Raw genomic sequence first — 12,229 nt, 5'->3', positions numbered from 1 at the left:
TTTCCTCTCCGATCACTGGCCCGGCGCCGCGAGCTCTTGCTCCAGCTGGCGCAGGCGCTTCTTCATGTTTCCCAACTGCGACAGCTGTTCGTCGATCCGATCGATTTCTGCCGCGCGGCGCCGCATGCGCGTTCCCGCTTTGAGCCTGACGTCGTACAGCATGCCGTAGAACTCCAGGTTCTCCAGCGTGGTTCTGGCGTCCGCATTGGGCCGAGGATAGGCCTGAAACAATAACTCCATCACCGGCAAGGCGCCGTTATCGGCGACGTCCGGCACGGTACAGCCGCTGGTGTTCAGGCGCGAGCGGAAGCATGGTTCCTCGGACCTGACGTCAACCCATCCCTGGAGCGACTCGGTCAGGTCCTTGCCGTAGGCGGCCCCGGTTTCGGCGAAGACCTGGCGGGCATGCGCTTTCTTTTCCGTGCGCTCCCGTTCGGCCCGCGCCTGAGCGGCCTCTTCGCGTCGGCGGCGCTCTTCCGCCGACGAATCACTGCTGCTACTGCTACTGCTGCTGCTGGGCGTGTCATCGCTGACCGCTTTAGCGATCGCGCTCACCACGCCGACCACCGCCGCCCCTATCAACCAAGGCAATGCCATCTTTGATCCCTTTAAATGCGCTTGAACTGCGTGGCGGAACTGGCGAGAAACTCGCGCAGATTGGCCACCTGGGCGTTAAAACTGGAGAACTCCTGGACCAGGTTGTGGCGCAGGTCGGTACGGCGGCTCTTCAGTACCGCTTCCGCCTCCTCGGTCTGCAACAGCAGCGCGCGTACCCTGGCCAACTGGCGTTCGTTGCGGGCTTCCTGCGCGCTCAGTGCCGCGACGGCCAATTTCTGGCGCAATGTCTGCACGCCGCTTTGCGCGCACAGCGCCGGCTTCTGATTGCGCACCCCGGTTTCATAGCGCTTGCTGGACACGCGGATGATGGTCGGTTCAAAGCCGATATGATTGCGGCACTGGGTGCGGATCTTGCCCTCGATTTCATCCACTTCCTGCGCGCTGGCTTTATCGATCTTACTCAGGACAAGGATGATGTTGTCGGCAGCGCGGTGGCCGAAGGAGCTGGCCAGTGTGCCCAGGAAACCGACTTCGGCGGCATCCAGTTCACCCTGCGGTTGATGGACAAACACGACGATGTCGGCGGACGACTCGCCTTGGCTGGCCGTCAAATTGTCCTGGGCGTTGGCGTCCAGGCCAGGTGTATCGAGGAAAGTGAAATCGCCGAAATCGCAGCTGCTGTTCTCGGCTGTTTCGCGTATGTCGTTGGTCTTGAAGAATTCCTGCTCCACATGCTCGGTCAGCATATTGAACAGGGAACTCTTCCCAGAATTCATTAACCCATACGCCGCAACTACCGGCTTGGCGTGGACTGGGGTGTCAAGAAGTTCTTCAAATTGCTGTGATAAGTCGCTGTTTTTCATGAGGGGCTAGTAAACACGAAAACAAAAAGAATTTCTTTTCATTAACATTGATTATAGCTGATGTGCCCCATGGAAATATCACCAATAGTCACCATCTGGAAGTAAATTTCCATGGCAAAGCCGCCGCATCGCCGGCTGGCGGATGCGGCGTTGGACCTGGCGTATTTTTTTCTTAGCGCTTCAGTTGCGACAGGTCGCGCACCGCGCCGCGGTCGGCGGAGGTGGTCAGCGCGGCGTAGGCTTGCAGCGCCTGCGAGACGTAGCGCTCGCGGTTCACCGGTTGCCATGCATCGGCGCCCCTGGCTTCCATGGCGGCGCGGCGCGCCGCCAGTTCGGCATCGCTGATGCGCAGGCCGATGGTGCGGTTCGGGATGTCGATGTCGATCATGTCGCCCTCTTCCACCAGGCCGATGGCGCCGCCTTCCGCCGCTTCCGGCGACGCGTGGCCGATCACCAGGCCGGACGAGCCGCCCGAGAAGCGGCCGTCGGTGAACAGCGCGCAGGCCTTGCCCAGGCCCTTGGACTTGATGTACGAGGTTGGATACAGCATCTCCTGCATGCCAGGGCCGCCTTTCGGGCCTTCGTAGCGGATGATGACCACATCGCCTTCATGCACGTTGTCGCCGAGGATGGCTTCCACCGCCGCGTCCTGCGATTCGAACACGCGCGCCTTGCCGCTGAACTTCAGGATGCTTTCGTCAACGCCGGCCGTCTTGACGATGCAGCCCTTCTCCGCCAGGTTGCCGTACAAGACCGCCAGGCCGCCGTCCTGCGAATACGCGTGTTCCCTGTCGCGGATGCAGCCGGCCGTGCGGTCCAGATCCAGCGAAGCGAAACGTTCCGATTGCGAGAACGCCACCTGGGTCGGCACGCCGCCCGGCGCCGCGCTGAACAGCTTATGCACGGCTGGATCGTCGCTGCGCTTGATGTCGTTGCGTTCGATGGCATCGGCCAGCGTCGGCGCGTGAATGGTGGGGCGCGAGGTGTCCAGCAGACCGCCGCGCGCCAGCTCGCCGAGGATGGAGATGATGCCGCCGGCGCGGTGCACGTCTTCGATGTGGAACTTGTCGGTCATCGGCGCCACCTTGCACAGGCATGGCACCTTGCGCGAGATGCGGTCGATGTCGGCCATGGTGAAATCCACGCCCGCTTCATGCGCTGCCGCCAGCAGGTGCAGCACGGTGTTGGTCGACCCGCCCATGGACACGTCGAGCGCCATGGCGTTTTCAAAGGTCGCCTTGTTGGCGATGGTGCGCGGCAGGATCGAGTAGTCATCCTGCTCGTAATGGCGCTTGGCCAGTTCGACAATCAGGCGGCCGGCGCGCAGGAACAGCTGTTCGCGGTCGGCGTGCGTGGCGACGATGGTGCCGTTACCCGGCAGCGACAGGCCCAGCGCCTCGGTCAGGCAGTTCATCGAGTTGGCGGTGAACATGCCCGAGCATGAACCGCAGGTCGGGCAGGCGGAACGCTCGATCTCGGCCACGTCGGCGTCGCTGACGGTGCTGTCGCCGGCCTTGATCATGGCGTCCACCAGATCGAGCTTGATGATCTTCTGGCCGCCGTTGACGACCTTGACCACCTTGCCCGCTTCCATCGGGCCGCCGGACACGAACACCACCGGAATGTTGAGGCGCATCGCGGCCATCAGCATGCCCGGCGTGATCTTGTCGCAGTTGGAGATGCACACCATCGCATCGGCGCAGTGGGCGTTGACCATGTACTCGACCGAATCGGCGATCAGGTCGCGCGACGGCAGCGAATACAGCATGCCGCCGTGGCCCATGGCGATGCCGTCGTCGACGGCGATGGTGTTGAATTCTTTCGCCACACCGCCCGCTTTTTCAATCTCGCGCGCCACCAGTTGTCCCAGATCCTTCAGGTGCACGTGACCCGGCACGAACTGGGTGAAGGAATTGACCACGGCGACGATCGGCTTGTCGAAGTCGCCGTCTTTCATGCCGGTGGCGCGCCACAGGGCGCGGGCGCCGGCCATGTTGCGGCCGTGGGTGGTGGTGCGGGAACGGTATTGCGGCATGATGTTTCTCCAATGATAAGGCGAGCTTAATTCCGCTGGCTTAGCATGGGAGTTTGCGACGTCCCCACGACGGTGTCAAATATATGATTTACGTGGCTGTGAGTCGTATAAAATATCACACAGAACAAATTCAACAGTAAACCATATGGAACTGCGTCAGCTCCGCTACTTTATCGCCGTCGCCGAAGAACTCCACTTCGGCAAGGCGGCGCTGCGGCTGCACATGACGCAGCCGCCGTTGTCGCAGACCATCCAGGCGCTGGAAGAAGAACTGGGCGCCGCGCTGTTCGAACGCAACCGTCGTGGCGTGGCCCTGACGCCGGCCGGCATGGCGCTGCTGCCCGAGGCGCGCCGTCTGCTGGCGCAGGCGCAGGAACTGCCGCAGCTGGTGCAGCGCGCCGCCGCCGGCGAAGTGGGACGCCTGACGCTGGCCTTCGTCTCCTCGGCCGACTACAGCGTGCTGCCGCCCTTCCTGCGCGCCTACCGCGCCGCCTATCCGCAGGTGCAGATCACGCTACAGGAATCCACCTCCGATTTGCAGCTGAACGACCTGCTGCACAACCGTATCGACGCCGGCCTGCTGATCCCGCCGCTGCCCGACAAGGCCAAAGAACAACTCGACTACCTGCCAGTGCTGAACGAACCGCTGGTGCTGGCCCTGCCCTCCGGCCTGCCCGCGCTGAAGAAGCAAGGCAAGCTGAAACTGTCCGCGCTGCCGCGGCTGCCGCTGATCATCTTCCCGCGCGCGATTTCGCCGGCGCTGCACGACGCCATCCTGTCCGTGTTCCGCGATGCCGGCGTCACGCCGGACATCGGCCAGGAAGCGATCCAGATGCAAACCATCGTCAGCCTGGTATCGGCCGGCATCGGCATGGCGCTGGTGCCGCAGTCGGTCTCCAACCTGATGCGGACCGGGGTAGAATACCGGGCGCTGGCCGACGCCACGCCATTGGTCGAAACCGGCCTGGCCTGGCGGCGCGACAACGCCTCGCCGGTGCTGCACGGCTTTTTGGAATTATTAAGAAACGAATTGAGGAAAAGCGCCCTATGCTGATACACCCGATGCCCGATCCGATTGCCCTGCAACTGGGGCCAGTCGCCGTCCACTGGTATGGCCTGATGTACGTGCTGGCCTTTGCGCTGTTCATCGCGCTGGGCCGCGTGCGCATCAAGCAGCCGCACATCGCCGCGCAGCTGTGGAAAAAAGAGGATCTGGACGACATGCTCTTTTACGGCATGATGGGCGTGATCATCGGCGGCCGCCTGGGCGAAGTGCTGTTCTACGAGCCGGTGAAATACTTCTCCGATCCGATCGAAATCTTCAAGGTCTGGCATGGCGGCATGTCGTTCCACGGCGGCTTCCTCGGCGTACTGATCGCCATGTCGCTGTGGGCGCGCAAGTCCGGCCGCAATCTGCTGGACGTGTACGACTTCATCGCGCCGCTGGTGCCGCTGGGTTACGCCGCCGGCCGCATGGGCAACTTCATCAACGCCGAACTGCCGGGCCGCGTGGTCAGCGACCAGTCGCTGCCGTGGGCCATGCTGTGGCCGGACATCCGCTACCCGCTGCATCCGGACCCGGTATTCCTGCAGGGCCTGCGTCATCCGTCGCCGATTTATCAGATGCTGATCGATGGTCTGCTGGTGTTTGTGCTGCTGTGGATCTTCGCCCGCAAGGAGCGTCCACGCCTGGCGGTGGGCGCCTTCTACACGCTGCTGTACGGCTGCGCGCGCTTCTTCACCGAGTGGTTCCGCACGCCGGACTGGGAAACCACCGTGCTGGGCTTGCCGATCACCTCCGGCCAGGTGCTGTCGCTGCCGATGATCGTCGGCGCGATCCTGATGCTGGTGTGGGCCTACAAAGTGCGCCAGCGCGGCCGCGCACCGATTATTTCAAAAGCTTGACGACCGCTTTCCATTGCGCCGGCGTGACCGGCGTGATGGACAGGCGGCTGCCCTTCTGCAGCACCACCATCTCTTCCAGCGCCGGAATCGTGCGCATCTCCGCCAGCGCCAGCAAACGCGTTTTCCGCGTGCCCTTCACATCGATGGAGATCCAGCGCGGCTGCTCCTGCGTCGCCTTCGGATCGTAGTATTTGCCCTTGGCGTCGAACTGCGAGGCATCCGGATAAGGAGTGCTCACTATCTCCGCCAGGCCCGCAATGCCGGGCTCCGGGCAGCTGGAGTGATAGAACAGCACACCGTCGCCGACCTGCATCTGGTCGCGCATGAAATTGCGCGCCTGGTAGTTGCGCACGCCAAACCACGCGGTGGTCTGCTGCGGCGACGCCATGACGTCGTCGATACTCACTTCATCCGGTTCGGATTTCATCAGCCAATACTGCATACGTATTCTCCAGACGAAAAAAAGCGGCTGCGCATTCACATGCTTGCAACCGCTTTTTGTTGAATAAGGCCCCGCATGTGCCGTCTTGCCGGCATCCCGAACCAAAAGGCTCAGGTGGTCACAGTTAGTTCAATTTCGGGTTCATCGGACTAGCGACGCTCTCGCCCATCGAACAAATTTCCGTAACCGGTGCAAAAAAATGGTTCAAGGAATATATGACAAGTCTCGAACACCGCAGGGTGAAAAGAAGTTTACTCTCTTGTGCGCCGCAAAGGAAGGGCTGTTCGAATTAAAAAGCGATTAAAACAGGGTTTCTTGCGGAGTCAGTGCGCTATCGAGCACTTTGTGCATGGCGCTGATCTTGGTCTGCACTTCGAGAATCGACATGTCAGACAACGGACCTTGTGGCGCTTTCACCGACAGAAATTCCGCGGCCACGCTCAGCGCCGCCATCACGGCGATGCGGTCGTTGCCCTTGACCTTACCGGCGTCGCGGATCGCGCTCATCTTCTTGTCCAGGAAGGACGCCGCCTTGCGCAAGGCCTGTTCTTCGTCTTCCTTGCAGGCCAGCTTGTAGCTCAGGCCCATGATCGTGACATCGACCTGGATCATCGTGCTTCCTCGTTTTCAGGCTGCTTGTCCTCGGCGGCGTCGCCACCGATGGCGGGGATTTGTTCCAGCAAAGCTTCAACGCGGACCGAGGCCTCGCTCAGGCGGCGCTGGTAGCCCATGTTCTCGACCACCAGGGCGGCATTGGCCTGGCGCAGCTGCGCGTTTTCCCGACGCAGCGCTTGCGTCATCTCGGCCAACTGGTCGATTTTATCGGAGAGTTCTTGGAAATCTGAAATCATCCCGCCACTATAGGCAGCGCGCGGGACGCCGTCAACCGAATCGCGTGTTTGCGACCAACAAGCACGCGATTTATTTACTCATCGTCAACTACTTGGCTTCAATGGTGACATGGCCCTCAATACCGCTGCCCTGCCCCGCTTCCGCCTCGATCAGCACATTCAGTTCGCGCTTGCCGTCGCCGGCCGGCAGCGCCACGTCCAGCGGCGCGGCGGCGTAGCTGTCCTTCCTGCCGACCAGCGCGCCGTTGAGCCAGATCTCCGCCTTGCCCTTGATCGACGCGAAGCGGATGCGGCCGCTGCCATCGGCCAGGTTCTTGCGCGGCGTGAAGCTGGAGCGATACAGGTGATACGTGCTGCCGGCGGCGGCGCGCATCGGCGGCGATCCCCAGCCCCAGGTATTCATGTCGAAGCTGGCCAATTTCTGGTTCGGGTCCGGCCGCGCATCGCCGTCCGGCGCGATGCGCCAGCTGCGCACGAAGGTCAGCGGCGCGTCGGCTTGCGCCACGTAAGGCTGGGCCGCCACCTGCTTCACCGGTATCGTCACGCGCGCGGCCTGCAGGCCGGGCGCGGTGGCGTTGATGATGACGGCGTCCCTGGCATCGTAGTTGGTCTGCACAATCAGCTGCGCCAGGCCGTTGAACAGGCGACGGGTAGCGCCCTTCTCGTTCTCGTGCGAATTCGGATCGCCGTTGCCATGGCCGATGGAGCGGCCGCCGCCCGTGACGGCGAAAGTCACCTCATTGTCCGCCAGCGGCACGGCGCGGCCTTGCGCATCCAGCGCGCGCACGGTGATCGGCATCGCATCGCGGCCATCGCCCGCCAGCTGCGCGCGGTCCGGCACCAGTTCCAGCGACACCGGCGCGCCGGTGGTTTCCACCGATGTGCGCACCACTTCCTTGCCGCCCCTGTAGCCGATGGCTTCCAGCTTGCCCGGCTCGAAGACGACGTCGAAGTTATTCATGCGATACGGATCGGCCTTCTGCTCGCCGATGGTGCGGCCGTTCAGCAGCAGCTGGATGCGTTCGATGTTGGACATCACCATCACGCGCACCTTGTCGCCCTGCTTCCAGTTCCAGTGCGGCGCGATGTGGATCAGCGGCTTGTCCTTGATCCACTGTACCTGGTGGATGTAGTAGGCGGTTTTCGGGAAGCCGTTCAGGTCCATGATGCCGAACACGGAGCTGACCGACGGCCATTCGTTCGGCGTCGGTTCGCCGCGGTAATCGAAGCCGGTCCACACAAAACCGCCCGCCACGAACGGCCGCGTGTCGATCGCTTCCCACGCGTCGCGGTGGGTGTTGCCCCACTGCGCCGCATCGTCGTCATAGCTGGCGATCAGGTTCTTCTCCTTCACCGTCTTGTACTCGCCGCGCGTCATGAAGGCGGAAGTGTCTTCGGAACTGGTGAACGGCTTGTTCGGATAAGCCTTGTGATAGCGGTCGTAATCCGGCACCTGATAGTTGGCGCCCACCACGTCCACCGCGTGCGACACATTCAGCTCGGTCAGGAAGCCGCCGTTCATCGCGGCGGTGACCGGACGGGTGTCGTCCAGCGCCTTCACGGCGGCCGACATGCGGCGCGCCATTTCGTAACCGACTTCGGTCGCCTGCACCGGCTCTTCGTTAAACACCGACCACAGGACGATGCCCGGATGATGGCGGTCGCGCTTGACCATCCACTCCAGCTGCTTCATGTAATCCGCCGATGGATTGAAATTGCGGTTCTCATCCATGACGACGAAGCCCATGCGGTCCACCATGTCCAGCACTTCCGCCGCCGGCGCGTTGTGCGAGAAGCGGATGGCGTTCACGCCCATCTCCTTCAGGCGGCGCAAACGATATTCCCACACCGAATCCGGCACCGCCACGCCGACACCGGCGTGGTCCTGGTGGATGCACACGCCTTGCAGCTTGACGTGCACGCCGTTGAGGAAGAAGCCCTGCGCCGCATCGAAGCGGATGGTGCGGAAGCCGGTATTCAGCGACACCTCATCCTGCGCCTTGCCGGCTTGCAGAACGCGCGTGGTCACGCGATACAGATTGGTTTTTTCGATCGACCACAGCGCAGGATTGTTGATCGTGACCGGCAACTGCACGCTGCTGGTGGCCAGTACGCCCACGCGCGCCGGCGTGGTACGCTGCGCCACCTGCTTGCCGGACGGGTCGTACACCGTCACTTCGACGATCACATCGCCGGCCGTCTTGCCGCTGTTGTTCAGCGTGACTTCCACCGGAATGCTCCACTGCTTGTCCTTGATGAGGCGCGGCGTGGCGTGCACGCCATCGGTCACCACGTGCACCGGATTGCGCTTCACCAGCCAGCTGTGGCGATACATGCCCGCGCCTTCATACCACCAGCCCTCCATCGCTTCCGCATCGACACGGATGGCGATGGTGTTCATCGCATCGCCGTAGCGCAGGAAAGGCGTGATGTCGATATAGCTGGCGTTGTAGCCGGACCAGTTGCGGCTGACCACATTGCCGTTGACCCAGACCGTGGCATGCGTCGCGATGGCGTCGAACTGCAATTCAAAATGCTTGCCGCGTTCCGACGGATCGACCTGCAGGTAGCGGCGATACCAGCCGATGCCGCGCGGACGATAGCCTTGCGCCACATTCGCCTTCGGATCGAAAGGGCCTTCGACGGCCCAGTCGTGCGGCAGGTCGAGATGGCGCCAGGTCGAATCGTCGTATTCGTTGCCGGCCGCGCCACTGGCGTTGCCAGCCTTGGCATTGCTGTAGGACTCTTCATGGCCCACGATAGGCGGTTCAACGATGTCGCCCTGGTGGAACAGCCAGCCGCGATCCAGCGACAGGCGCTCGCGCGTGGCCGCGCCGGCGTTCAACGCCACGCAGGCCAGCATCAACAGCATGGTGGTGATCAGTCTTGTTTTCAAATCTGTCTCCCCTGATAAAAAAAACGGAGCAACGCCATCACGCGCCGCTCCGTAAAACCACGATAAAAAGGTTACGTGCTTACAGCTTGAACGACAGACCAAGATTGTAGCGGCGGCCAAACTCGGTCACCTCTTGCTGAACAGGGATGTTCGCGCTGGTGTAGACCGACTTCTGATTGGTCACGTTGTCGATGCCGAAGCGCAGTTGCAGGTTAGGCGTCAGTTGCTTGGCGAAGTTCAGCGTCACATAGGTTTCGGCTTCGTTCATCAGCAACTGGCCTGCGGTCCAGGTCGGGTTACGCACGAACGGGCTGTGATAGTTGGCCGACAGGCGCGCTTCGTAGCCGGCCTTCTCGTACCACAGCGTGATGCCGCCGTTGGACTTCATCAGGCCTTCGATCTGGTACGGATTCACAGACGGCGTTTCTTCGTGAATGCTGCTCTTGGTGTAAGCGTAGTTACCCGAGAAGCCCAGGCCATCGAACGGCGCCGGCAGCCAGCTGAACGACTGCTGGTACGCCAGTTCCAGACCGCGGATGTTGCCGCCCTCGCCGTTCACCGAACGGGTCAAGGTGGCAGGACGGCCGTTGACGGTCGTGGTATCCGAGGTGATGGCGATATAGCGCTGCACCTGCTTGTAGAACGCGCCAGCCGACAGCAGCGAACCTTTGGCGAAGTACCACTGGTAGGCCAGATCCAGCTGATTGGCCATCATCGGCTTCAGCGTCGGATTACCGGCGCTGCCGGTGGTCGGCTGGGTCGAATCAACCGGCACGCTCAGGTTGCGCGAGGCGCGCAGTTCGTCCAGCGGTGCGCGCGACATGGCGCGGGCCAGGCTGAAACGCACCTGGCGTTCCTGCGCTTCGTCCATATTGAAGATCAGGTTCAAGCTAGGCAGGATCTCGGTGTACGAGGTGCCGTCTTCCACCGGCGTGGCAGCCGCGCCATCCACCGACTGCATGCCGTAGCCGGTCTGCCTGGTGTGCACCACGCGCACGCCGACGTTGCCGCGATAGGTCTTGCCGAAGGCTTCGCCGTCCAGGTCACCCTGCACGAAGGCCGAGGTGCTGCGCTCCTTGACCTTCCAGCCGGACAGCAGATCGTTCTGCGTCTGTACGCGGCCGGTCGGGTCGAAGGCGTTTGCGCCGAACACCGACGATGCGGTGCCGTAGAAGTCCTTCAACTGGATGAAGGCCGGATCGCCGGACACGTTCACCGTCTCGTAGGCCGAATCAGGAATCGCGGAGGTCGGCGTCAGCGACCAGGTGGTCTGGCGATAGCTCTTCTCACGGTCGGTGGCGCGCACGCCGACTTTCAGGCGGCTGATGATGCCGTTCTCCAGCGGACGCGAAGCGTTCAGGCTCACCGCGTTCAGCAAGTCCTTCACGTGGCCATCTGTATCGACGTACAGCGTGGCGCCGCCGAAGTTGGCCGGATTGCCGGTGTCCATGCCGAAGCTGTACGACTGGTTCTCGTCGCCGGTGAAGTCCCAGGTGACGTTGGTGCCGTTCTTGGAATACTGGCGCATGTCGCGCCACTGGCTGCTGCGCAGCGCGTGCGAGGTCGACAGGTCGGCGTCGATCTTCCAGTCGCCGGCGTTGAACTTGCCGTTCAAGCCGCTGGCGGCCACGCTGGTGTCCTGCACGTAGAAGAAGTCGTTGTTGATGACGCTGACGTTGCTGACCGTGGCGCCGGCCACGTAGCCGTTGCGGATATCCAGGTTGCTGTAGTTGCTGTTCTGGTAGCCGTCCCAGTTACCCAGGTCGCCGGTCCAGTGCTGCAGGCCGCGCTCGTTGATCTTGGCCGATGCGTAGTAGGTGTCGGCGGTGATCAGCACATCGCTGTTCGGTTTCCATTCAACCTTGCCCAGCACGCTGGTGCGCTTGTCCTTGCCGCGGCGCGCTTCGTCCTGGAAGCCCCAAGGCGTCTTGTCGATCTTGCCGTCGCCGTTGATGTCGGCCGAATTGGTTTCGTTGAAGCCCCAGTGGCGCACGTTCTTCTGCACCGAAGGCTGGTCCTGGTAGCTGAACGCGATCGCGGCGCCGATGGTTTTGTTGGCGAACTGGTCGACGTAGATGCCGCCGAGACGCGGCGCGGTGGTGTCGCCGCCCGGAATATCCTTGGCCAGCGGGTAGTACAACGCATCGGCTTTCAGCGACAGCTGGCGACCGTTGTACTTCAGCGGTGACACCGTTTGCAGGTCGATGGTGGTGGCGATGCCGCCTTCCACCAGTTCGGCGTTCTGCGTTTTATACACGGTCGCGCCGCTGATCGACTCCGACGGGAACTGCTCGAAACGCACGGCGCGATTCGGCTCCGACGACGCCAGTTCGCGGCCGTTCAGCGTGGCGCCGATGAAGCGCGGGCCCATGCCGCGCGCGACGATCTGCGAAGCGTTGCCGCGATCCAGGCCGGACGACAGGCCAGGCAGACGCGCCAGCGATTCGGCGATGGTGGTATCCGGCAGCTTGCCGATATCTTCCGACGATACGACTTCCACGATGCTGTTGGAGGCTTCCTTCGCCGCCAGCGCATTGCGCACCGAGGCGCGGATACCGGTCACGTTAACTTGTTGAATATCGCCTGCGGCAGCAGCATCCTGGGCAAATGCTTCTTGAACGAGCAGCGGCGATGTGAAGAGCGTGGCGATCAGCCAGCTGATTTTTTTATGTTTCATTG

The 12,229-nt window shown here is 62.4% G+C and carries 10 protein-coding genes and 1 other RNA gene; 2 read left to right on the top strand and 9 right to left on the bottom strand.

Annotated elements, in window-relative coordinates:
* Positions 1-12: 12 nt before the first annotated feature.
* The 3 genes from GJ695_RS02380 to ilvD form a co-directional block, all read right to left on the bottom strand.
* Positions 13-597, bottom strand: coding sequence for a hypothetical protein (locus tag GJ695_RS02380; protein WP_154362026.1), 585 nt, complete (start codon positions 595-597; stop codon positions 13-15).
* Between the two features lie 11 nt (positions 598-608).
* The gene (locus tag GJ695_RS02375; protein WP_154362025.1) at positions 609-1,421 is read right to left on the bottom strand and encodes a GTPase; all 813 of its coding nucleotides are present in this window, start codon (positions 1,419-1,421) and stop codon (positions 609-611) included.
* A 172-nt stretch (positions 1,422-1,593) separates the two neighbouring features.
* The gene (gene ilvD, locus GJ695_RS02370; RefSeq protein ID WP_154362024.1) at positions 1,594-3,456 is read right to left on the bottom strand and encodes a dihydroxy-acid dehydratase; all 1,863 of its coding nucleotides are present in this window, start codon (positions 3,454-3,456) and stop codon (positions 1,594-1,596) included.
* 145 nt (positions 3,457-3,601) lie between these two features.
* Between ilvD and GJ695_RS02365 the strand changes: the two genes are divergently transcribed.
* The gene (locus GJ695_RS02365) at positions 3,602-4,510 is read left to right on the top strand and encodes a LysR family transcriptional regulator (protein WP_154362023.1); all 909 of its coding nucleotides are present in this window, start codon (positions 3,602-3,604) and stop codon (positions 4,508-4,510) included.
* Positions 4,504-5,361: a prolipoprotein diacylglyceryl transferase gene (lgt, locus tag GJ695_RS02360; RefSeq protein ID WP_154362022.1), complete on the top strand. Its 858-nt coding sequence runs from the start codon at positions 4,504-4,506 to the stop codon at positions 5,359-5,361. Before GJ695_RS02365 ends, lgt begins: the two co-directional genes overlap by 7 nt.
* Here the strand turns inward: lgt and GJ695_RS02355 are convergent.
* The 6 genes from GJ695_RS02355 to GJ695_RS02330 all read right to left on the bottom strand — a co-directional run bounded on the left by GJ695_RS02355 (position 5,345) and on the right by GJ695_RS02330 (position 12,227).
* The gene (locus tag GJ695_RS02355) at positions 5,345-5,803 is read right to left on the bottom strand and encodes an EVE domain-containing protein (protein WP_154362021.1); all 459 of its coding nucleotides are present in this window, start codon (positions 5,801-5,803) and stop codon (positions 5,345-5,347) included. The two genes, lgt and GJ695_RS02355, sit on opposite strands and share 17 nt — an antisense overlap.
* A gap of 64 nt (positions 5,804-5,867) precedes the next feature.
* A non-coding RNA gene (gene ssrS / locus GJ695_RS02350) (6S RNA) lies at positions 5,868-6,047 on the bottom strand.
* A gap of 56 nt (positions 6,048-6,103) precedes the next feature.
* On the bottom strand, positions 6,104-6,415 hold the full coding sequence (locus GJ695_RS02345; RefSeq protein WP_154362020.1) for a cell division protein ZapA: 312 nt from the start codon (positions 6,413-6,415) through the stop codon (positions 6,104-6,106).
* Positions 6,412-6,654, bottom strand: coding sequence for a hypothetical protein (locus GJ695_RS02340; protein WP_154362019.1), 243 nt, complete (start codon positions 6,652-6,654; stop codon positions 6,412-6,414). Before GJ695_RS02340 ends, GJ695_RS02345 begins: the two co-directional genes overlap by 4 nt.
* Positions 6,655-6,742: 88 nt before the next feature.
* Positions 6,743-9,550 (bottom strand): beta-galactosidase GalA, encoded by a 2,808-nt coding sequence (gene galA, locus GJ695_RS02335; protein ID WP_229260315.1) that lies wholly within the window; start codon positions 9,548-9,550, stop codon positions 6,743-6,745.
* A 79-nt stretch (positions 9,551-9,629) separates the two neighbouring features.
* Positions 9,630-12,227: a TonB-dependent receptor gene (locus GJ695_RS02330; protein ID WP_154362018.1), complete on the bottom strand. Its 2,598-nt coding sequence runs from the start codon at positions 12,225-12,227 to the stop codon at positions 9,630-9,632.
* Positions 12,228-12,229 lie beyond the last annotated feature (2 nt).

The sequence above is a fragment of the Duganella alba genome, from assembly GCF_009674495.1.
Lineage (GTDB): Bacteria > Pseudomonadota > Gammaproteobacteria > Burkholderiales > Burkholderiaceae_D > Rugamonas > Rugamonas alba.
This window is presented reverse-complemented; position numbering and strand designations above follow the sequence as displayed.